Raw genomic sequence first — 17,351 nt, forward strand, 5'->3', positions numbered from 1 at the left:
TTTCAAGAAAAACGTTTCTGTCTACCAATTGTCTTTCACCATCAGCCATGCAGGTATCTTCCAAATTTATTCCTGCAATGCCTATATCCAACAGTTTTATAATATTAGAGACAACTATTTCTGAGGTATTTCCATATCCACCTTCCAGATCTACTGATAAAGGGATTGAAACGGATGCCTTTATTCTTTTGATCATGTAAAAATACTCTTCAAAACTCATCTGCTCTCCATCTTCATATCCTAAACTCATTGCTACTGCCGAGCTTGAAGTGGCTAAAGCTTTATATCCTGATTTTTGATACACTTTTGCACTCTGTACATTCCATACGTTCCCTAATAATAAAGGTTCTTCTTCCTGATGTAATTTTTTGAAACTGATCATTATCTTTTTTATTCAAATGTAGATATATTGTTCAGGTAGCTGCAACCGAAAAATGAACAGGTATTTTTATGAATGATAATTGATGATAATAGAAATTTTAAAATAAGATCGCTTTTTCAAGCTCCAACAGTTTTTGTTTTCTCCAGATTCCACCTGCATAGCCTACCAGCTCACCGTTAGAACCAATGACGCGATGGCATGGAATTAAAATAGCAATCTTATTAATTCCATTGGCTGTTCCTACGGCACGGATCGCCTTTGGATTTCCCAGCAGTTCTGACTGCTGTTTGTAAGTTCTGATCTCTCCCATTGGAATGTCACGGAGCAATTGCCATACTTTTTCCTGAAACTCAGTACCGGTAGTCAATAAAGGGACATTAAACTTAGATCTGCTGCCCTCAAAGTATTCTTTTAACTCCTTTTCCAATTGTTGAAAATGGATATGTTCTTTCTCTGCAATTTCAGCTTTCAGTTGTTTTGATAAAGCTTTAAGCTGCTTCTCAATATTTTTTCTGTCTGTAAATTCCAGCAGGCAGATTCCCTGGTCTGTTGCACAGGCTATCATCTCTCCCAGTGGAGTTTGTATTGTTTTTTGATGTATGATTTCCATTAGTTTAAAATTACTACTTTTCCGGAATTCATACCGTGTCTTTTATATATTAAAGTTGTTTACACTTTACACAGCCACAAAAGTCACAAAAGTTTTTCTTTTAAAACACTTTAGTTCACGTAAGTAAGTTTAGAATAATTCTGCAAGAAAAATCATATAAAAAGATTTTCATAAAACTTAGGTGTACCTAATTATGTATAAAGTTGGGCTCTAAAAAATCTTAAGTGCTAAATCTTCTATAGTTAAAAATAGTTAATGTAAAGTTTAAACAGCTTCATTCTTCAAAACCTTCTTAGCCTGAGCAATATGCCTTGCATTATGATAGATCACAAAACGGAAAGTATCTCCCAGTTTCAGGGTGATCAATTTTGAAATACTGATCGCAGTTTTTGTTTTTTCCAGATTGATGTGACTTGCTTTTTCCAATAGCTCCAATAATTGCTGCTGTTGTTTTATAAATTCATTCACAACATCTTTATTCAATTGGCTATGAATTGGATTCATAGCTTTAAGGGTTTTCATTTTATTCAGTTTTTCTTTAGGAAGCATACTTTTAGCAAAATAATTCCCGAGAATTCCTGGTTTGAAATCTGCTTTTGGGCTTGTTGCTGAAGAAGAAATCCTGCGTGAGATTTCAGGGATATAAAAGTCTCCGTAACGGTTGAGATGTTCCAGACATTCCAATACACTCCAGCTGTCATCAGAAATTCTGAAGTTCAGCTCATTTTCCGATTTTAATAAAAGGGTTTCAGCATATTGTAAATGCTGTTCGGTTCTTCTTTTTAATTCTTCTAACAATGCTGTGGTTGAAATTTTCATTATTGTTTTTTGGCAAATTTCCGGATTGGTTTTTTCTTAAATCTTGATTGAACTCAAGATTTTTTAAGCCTTGATAAGGTTTCCGGAGACATCCTGAGATAATTGGCTATATATTTATTGGGAACTTCCTGAAATAATTTCGGACTTCGCTTTAATACTCTTTCAAAACGTTCACCCGGAGCATTAATAAGCAGATCTTTTTCTCTTTCCAGCTGCTGTAGTACAAGGTCTTCCAGAATATTCATCCAAAATTTCATATGTTCTTCATTGGATTGAATAAATTCATAAAAATCCTTTTTTGTGGCTACTTTTACTGTTGTTTTCTTAATAGCCTGAATATAAAGCTCTGAGGGTTTTCCGGAAAGAAAAGAATCTAAAGAAACAATAATATTTCCGGTATATCCAAAACGAATAATCCTTTCTTCATTTTCATCCGTCATATAGATCCGCACACTTCCTTTTTCAATAAAATAAATATGGGTATCTGTACTTCCTGAGGTCTTCAGAAATTCATTTCTTTTAAATTCTTTATATTCCCAATGTATTCCGCTCTGAAGTACTTTTTCAACCATTTCACTTTATTATTTGGTTTTCCAAAGATAATGGGTAATTTTAAAGCTTTAAACACCATCACGAATAATGCTCAAAAAAAGAACGAATATTATTCTGAGCGTACACCTATTATATTGAAAACATTCTTGATAATGAAGATTAATACAGCCTTAGTGCTTTTATGTTCACAGCTGATCTTTGTCAGCTGTAAAAAAGATGACAAAAAACCAGTTCAGGATCAACCGGCGATCGTAAAGGATTCTGTAAAAACGGCTACAACAGAAGAGGAAATAGATTTTAAGAATTTTAATATTTACAATGTTTCCACCATACAGCGAAAAGATCTTATGGACACCTTTATCTCTGTATCTGATATTTACAATGGTAAAGACGCTATCCCTGCAGATTTTCTCAAAAAACAAAAAGAAGTTCCTTTTGAAAAAATGGCTTATATTGAGCTGGATGCCCCTTACAGAAAAAAAGTACTGGATGGCATCCACGTTGCTGAAAATGATTTCTTATATCTTTACAACTATGAAACGAATAAGCTGCAAAAAATCCCCGTAAATAAATTAAAAGCAGTGGCCTATCTCTCTCCTTACATCATTGAAGGAACCGAAGTTGATGCAGAATCTTATATGGTAGGATTCCAGGTTGATACTCAAAAAGGAACCGACATTTTTGATAGATATATGAATGTAATTGCCTATTTCGGAAGCAAAAACCCATTTATAGAAAATAAGATGAAAATGATTAAATGGGAAAAAGCAGGTTCTGATATTCAGAAAAAATATTTTTCCGGTTCAACGCTTAAATATGGTGGTACCTATCAATATAAATACGAAAACCTTACCTATTATATACAGGATCTGCTTGAAGAATATGGGCCTCAGGAGCGTAAACTGGTCGTTATTGATGATCATAATCAAAAAATATTTGAGAAAACATTTACCATTGAGGATGGTGCAGAATTTACTCCGCTCGAAAAAATGCCTAATGAAGAAACCAATTATTACGCACAATGGACAGGCAGACTTTTTAAAGGAAAAGCACCGGTGGTCTTTAATTTCATTACTCCTTCTTTCGGATGTCATACCATTACATTCCTGGATAAAGAAAAAACGGAGCTTACCATTAATTGTGACAACAGACATTAAATAGCCAATCCAGTGCAGAATTAGTTCAATCATTATTTCTGTACAAGATTTCAAGAAAATAAACGCAAAAGCAAATCTGTGAATAAACAGGTTTGCTTTTTTGATTTACAACGTTTTCGGAATCAAAAAATAATGTAATTTTGCTTCCAAACACAACACAATTATGAAACAAAATATACTGCTGTTCACGCTCTGCGTTTTCATCAACTTACTGATTGGAAACATTGTATTAATTATTATATTTCCAGATTTACCTTTCTTTTATAATCTCCTCATTTCATTTTTTGTATTCATTGTCTATGGAATTGTATTTTATAAACTACACTTAAATGCTAAGCCGTACGATCAATGGAAACTAACTGCCATCTCAGCAGGATTAAGCCTTTCTGCTTTATTAATTGCCTGCATTTTTACTTCCATAGGAAATCGCTTACCTACAGATACTATAATGACTGCCGGATTAAAAGGGGTGATTCCTATGTTTATTTTTGCAACAGTTCTGGCTTCTCCTTTCTGGCTGTCTCTGGCATTTTTTAATTTTGTATGTCTTTATTTTATAAGGAATAAGCATTAAACACAAAAAATTAACCACTTAAATAACAAACACTTAGAATTCAATTCTATCAAACACATATTATTAATTTGTAATTTAATATGTACACTTACTATATTTGTACTTATAAAATAATATTATGTGGAAAAAATCATATTCAGTACTTACAAAAGAAGTTACGAAAGAACAGCTTTGGAAGCTGACAACGGATATTAATCATTGGAAAGACTGGGATGATACGGTTGAGTACTCCAACCTTTCCGGAACATTTAAGGAAGGGAATTCTTTTATTCTAAAGCCTAAAGGAAGTCCAAAAGTAAAAATAAAACTTATTGAAGTGATTCCTTTTAAAAAATTTACAGATTTAACTTCATTTCCTTTGGCTAAAATGTATGTGGAGCACATTTATGAAGAAACGGAAAACGGTCTAAAGATTACAATTACAATGACTGTTACAGGATTGCTCTCCAAACTCTGGATAAAACTGGTAGCGAACGATATTGTACAGCATCTTCCTGAAGATATAGCCAATCAAATTAAAAATGCAAAAAAATTATGATACGATACTGGATGGCCTCTGTATCTAAAGAGCATACTGAACGAGGAGTTGAAGGCAGCTTCATACAGGTTTGCCATGGAAAGAAAACACCACTGCAGCGGATGAAAAAAGGAGATTATATTATTGTGTATTCTTCCAAGATAAAAATGAACAGTCCGGAGAAATTACAAAGCTTTACAGCCATTGGAAAAATAATGGATGAAGAGGTATACTCTTTTCAAATGACAGAAACATTTATTCCGTTCAGGAGAAATATAGAATTTTATGACTGCAAGGAATGTTCTATTATTCCATTGATTGACCAGCTTGATTTCATTGAGAATAAAAAATTCTGGGGCTACCCTTTTCGCTACGGACATTTTGAAATTTCTGAAAAAGACTTTAATTTAATCGCTTCAAAAATGATCTAAATGAATAAGGATAATACATTCAGCGTACAGAAAGCTGAAGACAGTTCCGGCTTTTTACTATGGCAGGTTACCAATCTCTGGCAGCGGGAAATCAAGAAAGCATTATTACCGTTTGATCTCACTCATTCTCAATTTGTTATTCTGGCCAGCACTCATTGGTTATCTCTTCAAAAAACTGAAGTTACCCAGATCATTCTTTCTCATCATACCAAAATAGATCCTATGACTACTTCACAGGTATTGAGAGCCTTGCAAAAGAAGGAGTTTATCAGCAGAAAAGAGCATGTGACAGATACCAGAGCCAAAACGATTGAAATAACAGCAACCGGAAAAAAAATCATTAAAAAGGCGGTTGTTGCCGTTGAGAATTTTGACCGTGAGTTTTTTTCAAGGCTTGAGACTTCACAACAGGAATTCAACGGGAACCTGAAAAGTTTGTTAAAGCATGTATAAACTTTAAAGTATAGGGCAGATTGAATGCTCAATCTACCCCTATATTTCATCCTTATGATAGTACATTCAATTATTTAACCTTAGGATAAAGCTTGTTTTTCAGGTTTATAAAATAGGTTTCGGATTCTTTGAAATCATTACTTTTCATGAATTTAAGAATCACATTCAGGTAAGATTCTGAAGGATTAAATTCTGAGTTCATCTTTCCCGAGAATGTTTTATATTCCGTTTCCAGTGAACCAGGATTTTTAGCGAGCTGCTTAATATCTGTTCTGAAGCCTTTGAAGATAAACTTTAAAGCTTCATAATTCCCCGGATAAGAGACTGTTCCATGGGTTTCACCTTCAAAAAAACTGTGTTTATAATTCAAAGTTCCATTTTTCTCTACAATTCCTTTAAACTTTTCAATGGCCTGTGTCATGTCTGAATTCCAGTTTTTCTGCTTTTCTTCATTGTCTGCCTGAGAAACATATAAAAATTTGGCAGCAGGAAATTTTTTATTCTTTTCCAGATAATCTTTTGTTCTTGAAATGGTTACTTCATTATCCCACCATAAACTTGGATCATTAGCTACGTAAGCATTAAAATATTCCGGGTGGGCAAGCAAAACATTGATGGCAAATAAACCTCCGAATGAATGTCCTACCAATATTGAATATTCCTGTGCTCTGTAGTTTTTACTTATGAAAGGTTTCAGTTCTTCCTGTATGAATTTTACAAAATTTTCACTTCCGCCACTGTCTGCAAAAAGCGTTACAGCAGGATTTACCGGGCTTTTCTTTTGGGATTTCGTAGGCGTAAGATCTCTTGTACGTTCTGTATTTTTAATGCCAACAACAATGCATTCCGGAATATCCGCATAAGGAGTTCTGGCAATAAAATCCGTTAATCCGGCATAGTATTCAAAATTGTTTTCTCCATCTAAAAGATAGATAACCGGGTATTTTGCAGGATTGATGGTGGTATCGTCATATGTTTTAGGAAGATGAACCCATACTTCCCTGTTTTCATTTAAAACTTTGGAAAATACAGTCTGCTTCTCTCCTATCGTAAGCTTTTTCTGGGCTTTTCCTAATGTGAAGAATGAAAAAGCCAGTAGAGATAAAATTTTAAACCAATTGTTCATGATGTGATTCTTTTCTGTGTTGATGAATATTTTTAATTTCTTTTCCTTTTTTACCGGACTTGTTTCTTCTTCCCCACCAGATCAGAAATCCTGTCACCGGAAGGCTGGTACAGATAATTCCGATAATGAATGTGAAGATCTTTCCGAAGATTCCGCCCCAGTATCCAACATGCAGATCAAAGTTCATATGTTCAATGACTTCATGCATCAGGACTTCTTTGGGATAATTAATTTCGTCCCCGGTATATTTATTAACTTCTTTGCTTTTTCCATCAATAATACTTTTCAGACCTATAAACTTAGCGACTACCACATTGTAAACTGTTGCAGAGTCTTTACGGGGAACACTCATCCTGACTTGCTGTGCGTGAGGAATTTCTTTAAAACTACGGTCTATAAAATCTGTAAAAGGCAAGGCTTTTTTACCAGGATCATATACAGGATCAAACTTTTCTGCAATCTTATGCGCATCAGGAGCTCCTCCAAAAGTTATCTGGGTAAGGTCAGTAAGAACCTTGTAGGCCATAATTAACCCTGTAATGGTAATAAATACAGCTGGCAACAATGAATAAAACCCGAAAACGTTATGGAAATCGTAGTTTTTCCGACGCCACTTCGTTCCTGATTTGATTTTAAATGCAGTGGTTCTTGTTGTCTTGTTCCATTTTTTAGGCCACCAAAGAATCAAACCGCCAATCAACTGAATGAAAAATATAATAGAAGCTACTCCTACTACTGTTTTTCCAAATTTCCCTGCCAATAGCTGAGCATGAATGTGAGCTACCACATAGAAAAATTCATAGCTTTTTGTAGAACCCATTACTTTTCCGGTATAAGGATCAAGATAATGATAAGCAAAAACACCTCTTGGGCCACGGCCTTTCCCTTTAGGTTTTTCTGCTTTTTCAGGGTTCTTATCTTTCGGTGGTTTGGTAGCAGAAGCTACACGGAAAGTTCTGTTTGCTTCTCTATAAGTATCAAAATAGAAAGCTTTTCTATCCGGGACTTGTTCATGAAATTTAACCAGTAATTCTTCCGGTGTCATTTTTTTAGCGTGGGCAGGAGCCTGAACATATTTGGCCCTTCCTGCACAAAGATCAACAATCTCGTCACAAAAGACGAAAACCGTTCCGGAAAGTGTAACGGTAAGTACAATAATCCCGGAAACAAGTCCTAGCCAGAGATGGAGCCATCCTGTAATTCTTTTGGTAAGGGATTTTCCCTGTTTTTTCCTGGGGTTAGTTTTTTTATTTTCCATATCTGAAAAGGGTTGTCTTTTGGGATATTATTGTTGGAAAACGCAAGGGCGCAAGGCTCTGTAACATGTTCGTGCTATAAGGGCGCAAAGATTTTATCTTCAATAAAATTGTAAATTATCGCTCGCAGATTTCACGGATTACGCAGATGCCTGAAAACAAATGATATAATCTATTGAAATTTGTAAAAAACGATATACAGATGAATTATTTCCTGTTGAGAACCTTTGATTTTTTCTTACACTCTTGCATTTTCCAATCAACTTTAAGGTTGAGACAACCTTCTTTTTGTTTTTAAGGTTATTAGAATTTAAATGCGAAGTTGGCCAGGAATTCTCTTGGCTTTTGTGGTTGTCCATAGAAGTTCCAGTAAGTCTGGTTTAATGCATTATTCATTTTCAGACCGATTCTGTATTTTTTCTTGTCATAGAAAACTGTTGCTCCTACTGTGGTATAAGCTGGTGCCAGGAAATGGTTTGTAATGTTGATATAGGTTTTATCTACAAAATTAAATCCAGCTCCGAAACCTAGACCTTCATAGGCTCCACCCATTATTTTATAACTCGTCCATAGGTTAGCAACATGTTTAGGAGCCCATGCTACTCTTTTCCCGGCATCTTTAGTTCTGTCATCATAGCGGTTATCATTAAACCCATACCCTCCTACAATATTCCATCCTTTTACCGGGTTGATAACAAGATCAATTTCAAATCCCTGATTTTTGATATTACCATCCTGCCTGCTTCCTAGTCCTCCCGGATCAGCAATTACTCTATTTTTGACTCTCATATTATAATAAGAAATCGTTGATAATAGTTTTTTGCCAAAGAGATCTACCTTAAATCCGGCTTCAAACTGATTTCCCTGTTCAGGATTCCATTTGGTAAGAACACCATCCTGATTAGGGCCAGGAGCAATATTTTTAAATCCGTTGACATAATTAGCAAAGAATGAAATTTCATCTTTTTTAATTTCATATACCAAACCAAACTTCGGAGAAAATTGAGTCTGGCTGTATCCTTCGGTTCCGCTTACTCCATTTCTTTTAATGTCTTCATTTTTGTAATGATCCATTCTTAAACTTGCCATTACAAGAAGGTTATCTGTAACATTCAGCACATTGGAAATATAGGCGCTGTATGTGCTGTATTGGGCAATTTCATATTTAGTAGCGGTTCTTGGAAGTTTTTTTACTACATCACGGGAAATAGGAGTCCAATCGGAAGTTGCATTTAATTGAACGATATCATTTCCTTTCTCTGTACCATAGGCATCTCCAATTACTCCATTTAAAGGATAAGGTGCGAAGGCAGAGTTTGTATTTTTACCTACCGTAAATACGGGATATTGGTTTTTGCTGGTTTGGTGAAAATAATCCAATCCTACTACCAAACGGTTTCTTAAGCCACTAATTTTAAAATCCCCAATAAAATTCTGTTGAATATTGTCTGTTGTGATCTTATAGTTGTCAAAAGGACGGATACTTCTGCTCACCCTGTTATTATCCAAATAATTCAAAACCAAAAATATAGACTCCTTTTCATTGGCTTCACCTCTTTGATAGGACGTTCTGGAAGTCCATTGGTCATTGAATTTATGGGTAACTTCAGCCATGGTTACAAAATTGGTTCTCTTTGATCCTACATCATTACTGGTAAAAGACCTTCCATGAATAGCTTCAAGATCTTTCATAGAATGGTAGGTCAATTTCTCCGACTGTCTTACATAAGCATTCAGCGTTTTTTCCGGAGCATGGAATTCTGTATCTAAAGTTACCGTGGTTTTATCGTTTACTTTGTATAAAATACTTCCTGAGAAAAATACACCTTTATTATACCCTGCATCCTGAAAAGAATCTTGGGAATATGCTGCGACATTGAATCTTGCCAATGCTGTTTTCTCTTTATTTAACGGGGTATTTACATCGGCTGTTATTCTGTTCATTCCCCAGCTTCCGGTGGTATAATTAATAATTCCGCCGAAATTCTCCTGTGGTTTCTTAGTCACCACATTCACCACTCCGCCATAATTGGCCAAAGTTCCTCCGAATAAGGTTCCTGATGGTCCTTTAATGACTTCTACTCTTTCAATATTAGCAATCTCCGACTGTACTCTTGGATTCTGGATTAATCCGTTTCTGAAACTGGCATTGGAGCTGAACCCTCTCAGGAAAATATCATTACCACTGTCGTTCACACTATTGCTAACCACAACTCCCGGAGCTGAAGCCATTGCTGTGTTGAAATCTGTAGCATTCATTTCACTGATGATTTCTTTAGGAACAAGATTGTAAACCGTTGGATTTTCAAGGTTTTCTAAAGGAAGCCTTGCTACTGATTCTGATTTTTTGGTTCTGTAATTGTGGGTTCCCTGAAGGGATACTGACTGGATCTCGGCTACCTTTAGGGTATCATTTTCCTGTGCACTTAACATGGTGACTGCTAATAAAGAGGCAGAAATAATAGTTTTTTTCATTTTTATAATTAAGCTTAGTGTCACAAAAGTACTTTATTTTTATTAATTCTAAATAAAAACATGATGGAAATCATAAATTTGAATCGTCAAATAAGGCCATTAATAAAGGGTTTCCGGAAAACCGAAAACCCTTTATCTCATATATGGATGATATTTTTGACTAAAACCTATATCTTATATAGTGTGCTACACAATCGCAGCGACCATCATAGACATATAATAATTGGCGCAGTGTAAAGATGTAAATAGTAACAAATCTTTACGAGTAAAACCATCAAAACTGTCAGAGGTAGTAATATGATATTCGTAATTCATGGAGGTCCATTTAAGGTGGGGCTTCATTACAAAAAGTTCAACTCCCTGCTGATCTGTGAGCACAAATGATTCCTTAAATACTCCTCTATGTTTAAAAGCAAAACTCTCTTTCAATCCATCAAAATAGGTTTGCACTACTATTTCACCATTCCAGTTCATTCTGAACTTTAAAAGAACTTTATCATGATCTTTGAGCTCAATGGTGGTTCCCCAAAAACCTTTGGGTTCTATAAGATAAGCACGATTTGAAACCACTATTTCAGCATTAAATCTGAACCAGTTTTGATAGATAAGCTTTCCTATCAACTGATCGTCCTTAGTGAGTTCAAAGGATAAAGAATCATTGGATTTTGCATAATATTCTGCCATGGTTGTTTTATAGTTTGGTGAAATTGGATCAGTTTATAATAATTATTGAATTATTTATTTATGATCCCCTAATTTACAACCTCTTAGATAAATCAACAAAAAAATTAAATAGTTTACTTTGTTTTCATATATATTCCTTCAATGGTGGCATTCATTCCGAATTGTCCACTACATACGCCCTGGGTATATTGAACTACAGCAAACCCTTTGTAAAACTTCACATTAAATTCACAATCATCCGTATCAGCTAATTTATAGGTAAAATTGGTTGTTTTAAGATCAATAGTATCATCATCTATTTGTGCAAGATTCCTTGCCGGATCTCCGGTAACTGATGTTATTCCAAAAACAGCTTTTGAATCCGGGAATTTTCTAATTACCAAATCTCCCTGATATCCTGCTTCACTGTACTGGTAATGATAATGTCCAAATACATCGTCTAATTTCGTTTCTATTTTCTTTGAAGGGAGAACAGTATCTTTCTTTACAAGATTAAGCGTAAGCTCCTTTCTGGTTTTTGGTGAAAACCAACTTCCTTTGAAAATACCTTCTGCTGGTTTTCCGGTAATGACACCTGTTATATTCCCCGATTTTTCAAATTCTAAAATCCTGTAATTATTATCGCTGTCGGTGGTTCCTACAAGTGTTATTGGTAATTTGTTCTTAGTATTCAGGTAAGTAATCTCACCAACAATGATATTGCCATCCAGCTGATAGTGAATAAATACAGGAGTTTTCCCATTCAGAAATCCTTTCCAGGATATTTCTTTTCCAACTTGATTGTTTACCAATGCTAAAGTAACCGATCTTTCTGGGGTTACAGAACTTGAAGCCTCAACTTTTGGGTCTGATTTGTTGCAAGAAATAATTGCCAATAGCGAAATGTAAACTAAATATTTTTTCATTTTGGTTATATTATAAAGTGGTTTTCAAGACTATGGATTATTTCAATTCAATTTATAAAGATTATTGAAACAACTTAATTTTTCAAATCCAGCAGATTTGCTTTTCACAAATTTATCAAATAAAATATCAGCAACATCGAAATGACTATTCAAATGCCTTACAGAAGTATTTTTCATTCATTCTAAAAATAATATTTACAGTAATGAAACCTAAAAACGTCATCAAAATATCCTTAATATCAAAATATCCATATCCGGGTAATAACTGTATCAGTTCATAGAGTAAAATAATGAAAAGACTGATGAAACTTAGTTTTAAAAGTTTACTCTTTGCCTGTTGATACGTTAATTCATTGTTGTACAGAAAGGCAAGTGGCAGAGCCATCACACACCCAAAGTTAGGAATAAAGCCAAACCAGAATAAAACAGATTTATTTTCTATAGCATTTCTCAGCCACATAGGAAGTACGTAGATTAACCATGATAGCAGGAAAAATAAAAAAACAGATTTCCTCTTGTTGATTGTTTTATTTTTTCTGAACAGATAAAAGACTATTATAGGAAATAAGAATAGAAAAATCTGAGCCAGTATTTCACCTGATTTATGAGCCATTGAGTTTAAAAATATTATTGTTTTGTTCGTTGATTTAAAACCTAACAGGTTTATTTTTAAGTTTTAATAAGAAATTATATCTCATAAAATGCTATTCAATTTTATAAACGTAATCATTAGTGATAAACCTGGCTTTATTTTGCAATTTCGTAGTTGTAAAGGTTTTTCCATCAATCTCAATACTTTTAATCATATATCTCCATCTTCCGTTATGGCCTTTATCAATTCTTATCGTGATTGACTTTACACTCATTGTATTTTAGTTTAGATGGTTTCTGTAAAAATAAACAGAATACTTTGATTGATCATTTTGTTCAATAAAAAAATCCCGCAAGAAAACCTGCGGGATTTTGAATATTTGTTTTTCGAAATTACATCGTCTCCATTTTGAAGCTCATGCTTTCGATTACTTTTAGAATCGCTTCTACCGTATCCATTGAAGTTAAACAAGGAACTCCGTTTTCCACGCTCATTCTTCTGATCTGGAACCCGTCTCTTTCTGCCTGTTTCCCTTTTGTAGTGGTGTTTACCACATACTGAACTTTTCCTTTCTGGATCAGGTCGATAAGATTTACGTTTTCTTCTCCGATTTTGTATCCTATTTTGCAAGGAATTCCTTTTTCTTCAAAGAATTTCGCAGTACCTTCTGTAGCCCAGATTCTGAAACCTACTTCATGGAATCTTGCTGCTAAATCAGCGGCTTCTTCTTTATGCTTATCTGCTACTGTGAACAAGATAGAACCGTGCATAGGAACTTTTCTTCCTGCTGCTACCAATCCTTTGTAAAGAGCTTTCTCTAAAGTAGTATCTTTCCCCATAACCTCTCCTGTAGACTTCATTTCAGGGCCTAAAGAGATGTCAACTTTTGTCAGTTTTGAGAAAGAGAATACCGGTACTTTTACGAAGACACCTTCTTTATTCGGAACCAATCCGTTTTTATACCCAAGATCTGCTAATTTCTGTCCTAAGATCGCTTTCGTTGCAAGGTTGGCCATTGGAACGTCTGTGATTTTAGATAAGAAAGGAACTGTTCTTGAAGAACGTGGGTTTACTTCGATCACATATACGTTTCCTTCGAAAAGAACATATTGGATATTCATTAATCCGATCACGTTCAATCCTTTTGCCAATCTCTGGGTATAATCTACTAAGGTATCGATTTCGCTTTGAGAAATATTCTGTGGCGGATATACTGCGATAGAGTCTCCGGAGTGAACTCCTGCTCTTTCGATGTGCTCCATAATTCCCGGAATCACTACTGTTTCACCGTCGCAGATCGCATCTACTTCAATCTCCTTTCCTACCATGTACTTATCAACCAAAACCGGGTGCTCAGGGCTTGCATCTACTGCATGTTCCATGTAGTGTGCCAATTCTGATTCTGCGTATACAATTTCCATTGCTCTACCTCCCAAAACGTAACTTGGACGAACCAATACCGGATATCCGATTTCGTTAGCAATTTTGATGGCTTCTTCTTTTGAAGTGGACGTTCTTCCCTTAGGCTGAGGAATTCCTAATTCCTGAAGTGCTTTTTCAAATTTATCTCTGTTTTCGGCTCTGTCAAGGTCTTCTAATGAAGTTCCTAAGATCTGTACTCCGTGAGAAGCTAATTTATCTGCAAGATTGATCGCAGTTTGTCCTCCGAACTGTACTACCACTCCTTTAGGTTTTTCAAGCTCGATGATATTCATTACATCTTCTTCGGTAAGCGGCTCGAAGTATAATTTATCTGAGATAGAGAAGTCTGTAGAAACTGTTTCAGGGTTATTGTTGATGATGATCGCTTCGTAGCCCATTTCTTTGATTGCCCATACTGAGTGAACGGTTGCATAGTCAAACTCTACTCCCTGTCCGATTCTGATAGGTCCTGAACCTAGAACGATGATCTTTTCTTTATCAGACACTACGCTTTCGTTTTCTTCTTCGTAAGTTCCGTAGAAGTATGGCGTTTCACTTTCGAATTCAGCGGCGCAAGTGTCTACCATTTTGTAGACCGGCATTACTCCGTTTTCTTTTCTGAAATTGAATACTTCACGTTCTTTTACCTCCCAAAGAACTGCGATATTGATATCTGCAAAACCTAATCTTTTAGCTTCGATTAATGTTTCTTTATCAAACTTATTGGCAGCGATTACTTTCTCGAAATCAACTAATTTTTTCAGTTTCCAGATGAAGAATTTATCAATTTTACTCCATTCTACGATTTGCTCCCAGTCGTATCCTCTTCTTAAAGCATCTCCGATGATGAATAATCTCTCATCATCACACACTCTGATTCTTCTTTCGATTTCTTCAGCAGTAAGCGCCTGAGCCTGTTTAGTTTTTAATCCTAAGTGCTTGATTCCTGTTTCTAATGAACGGATTGCTTTCTGTAAAGATTCTTCTAGGTTTCTTCCGATCGCCATTACTTCTCCGGTTGCTTTCATCTGAGTAGAAAGTCTTCTGTCCGCCGTTTCGAATTTATCGAATGGGAATCTTGGGAATTTAGTCACCACATAATCCAGAGCAGGCTCGAAACATGCGTATGTTTTTCCTGTTACCGGGTTCATGATTTCATCCAGCGTTAATCCTACTGCGATTTTTGCAGCGATCTTTGCGATCGGATATCCTGTTGCCTTACTTGCTAAAGCTGATGAACGGGATACTCTAGGGTTTACTTCGATGATATAGTAGTTGAATGAATGTGGATCTAATGCTAACTGTACGTTACATCCACCTTCAATTCCTAACGCTCTGATGATTTTTAGTGAAGCATTTCTCAGCAACTGGTACTCTCTGTCTGAAAGGGTCTGAGAAGGTGCTACTACGATAGAGTCTCCTGTGTGAACTCCTACCGGGTCAATATTTTCCATGTTACAAACCACAATCGCGTTGTCGTTTGCATCACGCATTACTTCGTACTCAATTTCTTTGAAACCTGCGATGGATTTCTCGATAAGACACTGTGTAACCGGGCTGTGTTTTAGTCCCAATTCAGCAATCTCTTTTAATTCAGCTTCAGTGGCTGCGATACCTCCACCTGTTCCTCCCATGGTAAAAGCAGGACGAACAATAACAGGATATCCGATCTCATCAGCAAATGCTAATGCTCCTTCAACTGTATTTACGATATCTGATTCAGGAACCGGCTCATTCAATTCTCTCATCAATTCACGGAAAAGGTCTCTGTCTTCTGCTCTGTTGATCGCAGAAAGCTTAGTTCCCAGTACTTCCACTTTGCATTCTTCAAGAATTCCTGATTTTTCAAGTTCTACCGCCATGTTAAGACCAGTCTGGCCTCCAAGGGTTGGTAATAATGCATCCGGACGCTCTTTTCTGATGATGTGGCTTACAAACTGTAATGAAATCGGCTCGATATACACTTTATCAGCGATTTCCACATCCGTCATGATCGTTGCAGGGTTTGAGTTAATCAAAATTACTTTGTAGCCTTCTTCTTTTAAAGATAAGCAAGCCTGCGTTCCTGCGTAATCAAATTCAGCTGCCTGCCCAATGATGATAGGTCCTGAACCGATTACTAAAATTGTTTTAATATCTGTACGTTTTGCCATTTTTCTTTTTTTAGATACAAGATGTTAGATGTCAGATTTCAGACTTCCAACAGGATGTTTTACTTTTTTAAATTAGATTTGAATGTATAAATCATTCTTTGAATTTCATTCAGATTTGCTATTAAACTATCAACTTTTTCTGCATCAAGTAAATTCAATTCTCTGGTTAAAATCAGCTGTGTTTGTAGTTCAAAAGAGGATGCATTTGCAATTCCAAGAAAGTGATAAAACTCTCTATCATTATTTCTCCCTGCTCCTTCCGCTATATTTGAAGGAATAGAGATTACAGATCTTTTAATTTGAGAAATCAAACCAAATTTTTCATCTTTGGGTAAATCCACACAAATAATATAAACCTGTTTTGCAAGTTCAATTGATTTCTGCCAAAAAACCAGTTTTTCAAAATTATGCATGATTAAGTCTGTTATCTGATGTCTAATATCTGAAGTCTTTTTTACTTCTTAAAATCTTCCATCATTTGGATAAACTCATCAAATAAGTAGTTTGCATCTTCAGGACCTGGGCTCGCTTCAGGGTGATACTGAACTGAGAAACAAGGGTGGATTTTGTGTTTTAAACCTTCGTTGGTTCTGTCGTTCAGAGCGATGTGCGTTTCGATAAGGTCTGTTCCTTTTAAACTTTCCTGATCTACTGCATATCCGTGGTTTTGAGAAGTGATAGCTACTTTATTTTTCTCTAAATCCAATACAGGGTGGTTTCCTCCTCTGTGTCCGAATTTTAATTTAAATGTTTTTGCTCCACAAGCAAGACCAATCAGCTGGTGTCCTAAGCAGATTCCGAAGATTGGAACTTTTCCTAATAATCCACGGATCATATCTAATGCATGCGGTACATCTTCCGGGTCACCAGGACCGTTTGAAAGCATGATTCCATCCGGATTCATCAATAGGATATCTTCTGCTGTTGTATCCTGAGAAACCACGATGATATCACAGTTTCTTTGAGATAATTCTCTGATGATTCCCAATTTAGCCCCGAAATCTACCAATACTACTTTGAAACCTCTGTTCGGGTTTGCATAAGGTGTTTTAGTAGAAACCTCCTCCACCTGATTGATTGGGAAAGTGGTTGTTTTCAGTTCTGCTGCTGTTACTGCTTCGTCTGCATCAGCATTCACGATTTTTCCTTTCACTACTCCGGAGTTACGAAGAATTCTTGTCAGTCTTCTTGTATCAATTCCTGAAATTCCTGAAAGGTTTTTCTTCTTAAATAATTCATCTAA

At 35.6% G+C, this 17,351-nt stretch carries 19 protein-coding genes; 5 read left to right on the plus strand and 14 right to left on the minus strand.

The genetic code is table 11. The annotated features are described in order from the left end of the window. From BBH99_RS19495 to BBH99_RS19510, 4 genes are all read right to left on the minus strand, one after another. The coding region (locus BBH99_RS19495; protein WP_185111109.1) for an isocitrate lyase/phosphoenolpyruvate mutase family protein at positions 1 to 382 on the minus strand (382 nt) is incomplete at its 3' end. Between the two features lie 97 nt (positions 383 to 479). Continuing rightward, positions 480 to 992 (minus strand): methylated-DNA--[protein]-cysteine S-methyltransferase, encoded by a 513-nt coding sequence (locus BBH99_RS19500; RefSeq protein ID WP_066699735.1) that lies wholly within the window; start codon positions 990 to 992, stop codon positions 480 to 482. Between the two features lie 264 nt (positions 993 to 1,256). Further along, on the minus strand, positions 1,257 to 1,811 hold the full coding sequence (locus tag BBH99_RS19505; protein ID WP_066699737.1) for a DinB family protein: 555 nt from the start codon (positions 1,809 to 1,811) through the stop codon (positions 1,257 to 1,259). Positions 1,812 to 1,864: 53 nt separating this feature from the next. Further along, positions 1,865 to 2,383, minus strand: coding sequence for a Crp/Fnr family transcriptional regulator (locus BBH99_RS19510; protein ID WP_066699739.1), 519 nt, complete (start codon positions 2,381 to 2,383; stop codon positions 1,865 to 1,867). Positions 2,384 to 2,515: 132 nt separating this feature from the next. Between BBH99_RS19510 and BBH99_RS19515 the strand changes: the two genes are divergently transcribed. The 5 genes from BBH99_RS19515 (at position 2,516) to BBH99_RS19535 (ending at position 5,495) form a co-directional block, all read left to right on the plus strand. Then, positions 2,516 to 3,520, plus strand: coding sequence for a hypothetical protein (locus tag BBH99_RS19515; protein WP_123873226.1), 1,005 nt, complete (start codon positions 2,516 to 2,518; stop codon positions 3,518 to 3,520). 163 nt (positions 3,521 to 3,683) lie between these two features. Further along, positions 3,684 to 4,094, plus strand: a complete 411-nt coding sequence (locus BBH99_RS19520; protein ID WP_066699743.1) for a hypothetical protein — start codon at positions 3,684 to 3,686, stop codon at positions 4,092 to 4,094. Between the two features lie 118 nt (positions 4,095 to 4,212). Beyond that, positions 4,213 to 4,632: an SRPBCC family protein gene (locus BBH99_RS19525; protein ID WP_066699745.1), complete on the plus strand. Its 420-nt coding sequence runs from the start codon at positions 4,213 to 4,215 to the stop codon at positions 4,630 to 4,632. Further along, positions 4,629 to 5,042: an EVE domain-containing protein gene (locus BBH99_RS19530; protein ID WP_066699747.1), complete on the plus strand. Its 414-nt coding sequence runs from the start codon at positions 4,629 to 4,631 to the stop codon at positions 5,040 to 5,042. Before BBH99_RS19525 ends, BBH99_RS19530 begins: the two co-directional genes overlap by 4 nt. Then, positions 5,043 to 5,495: a MarR family winged helix-turn-helix transcriptional regulator gene (locus BBH99_RS19535; RefSeq protein WP_066699749.1), complete on the plus strand. Its 453-nt coding sequence runs from the start codon at positions 5,043 to 5,045 to the stop codon at positions 5,493 to 5,495. A gap of 70 nt (positions 5,496 to 5,565) precedes the next feature. On the opposite strand, the gene BBH99_RS19540 is transcribed toward BBH99_RS19535, so the two are convergent. The 10 genes from BBH99_RS19540 to carA form a co-directional block, all read right to left on the minus strand. Then, positions 5,566 to 6,621, minus strand: coding sequence for an alpha/beta hydrolase (locus tag BBH99_RS19540; RefSeq protein ID WP_066699753.1), 1,056 nt, complete (start codon positions 6,619 to 6,621; stop codon positions 5,566 to 5,568). Then, positions 6,605 to 7,879, minus strand: a complete 1,275-nt coding sequence (locus tag BBH99_RS19545; protein ID WP_066699754.1) for a PepSY-associated TM helix domain-containing protein — start codon at positions 7,877 to 7,879, stop codon at positions 6,605 to 6,607. The genes BBH99_RS19540 and BBH99_RS19545 overlap by 17 nt, the downstream gene beginning before the upstream one ends. A 301-nt stretch (positions 7,880 to 8,180) precedes the next feature. Continuing rightward, positions 8,181 to 10,352, minus strand: a complete 2,172-nt coding sequence (locus BBH99_RS19550) for a TonB-dependent siderophore receptor (RefSeq protein WP_066699755.1) — start codon at positions 10,350 to 10,352, stop codon at positions 8,181 to 8,183. 186 nt (positions 10,353 to 10,538) lie between these two features. After that, positions 10,539 to 11,036, minus strand: a complete 498-nt coding sequence (locus BBH99_RS19555) for a hypothetical protein (RefSeq protein ID WP_066699756.1) — start codon at positions 11,034 to 11,036, stop codon at positions 10,539 to 10,541. Positions 11,037 to 11,149: 113 nt separating this feature from the next. After that, positions 11,150 to 11,941, minus strand: coding sequence for a hypothetical protein (locus BBH99_RS19560; protein ID WP_066699758.1), 792 nt, complete (start codon positions 11,939 to 11,941; stop codon positions 11,150 to 11,152). A gap of 145 nt (positions 11,942 to 12,086) precedes the next feature. Next, the gene (locus BBH99_RS19565; protein WP_066699760.1) at positions 12,087 to 12,554 is read right to left on the minus strand and encodes a hypothetical protein; all 468 of its coding nucleotides are present in this window, start codon (positions 12,552 to 12,554) and stop codon (positions 12,087 to 12,089) included. Positions 12,555 to 12,645: 91 nt separating this feature from the next. Beyond that, entirely contained in the window at positions 12,646 to 12,807 is a 162-nt protein-coding gene (locus tag BBH99_RS22560) for a hypothetical protein (RefSeq protein WP_165601964.1), read from the minus strand. A gap of 118 nt (positions 12,808 to 12,925) precedes the next feature. Next, the gene (carB, locus tag BBH99_RS19570; RefSeq protein WP_066699762.1) at positions 12,926 to 16,108 is read right to left on the minus strand and encodes a carbamoyl-phosphate synthase large subunit; all 3,183 of its coding nucleotides are present in this window, start codon (positions 16,106 to 16,108) and stop codon (positions 12,926 to 12,928) included. A gap of 59 nt (positions 16,109 to 16,167) precedes the next feature. Beyond that, positions 16,168 to 16,521, minus strand: a complete 354-nt coding sequence (locus BBH99_RS19575; protein ID WP_066699764.1) for a four helix bundle protein — start codon at positions 16,519 to 16,521, stop codon at positions 16,168 to 16,170. 41 nt (positions 16,522 to 16,562) lie between these two features. Then, the coding region (carA, locus tag BBH99_RS19580; RefSeq protein ID WP_066699766.1) for a glutamine-hydrolyzing carbamoyl-phosphate synthase small subunit at positions 16,563 to 17,351 on the minus strand (789 nt) is incomplete at its 5' end.

This window comes from Chryseobacterium contaminans (genome assembly GCF_001684955.1).
Taxonomy (GTDB): domain Bacteria; phylum Bacteroidota; class Bacteroidia; order Flavobacteriales; family Weeksellaceae; genus Chryseobacterium; species Chryseobacterium contaminans.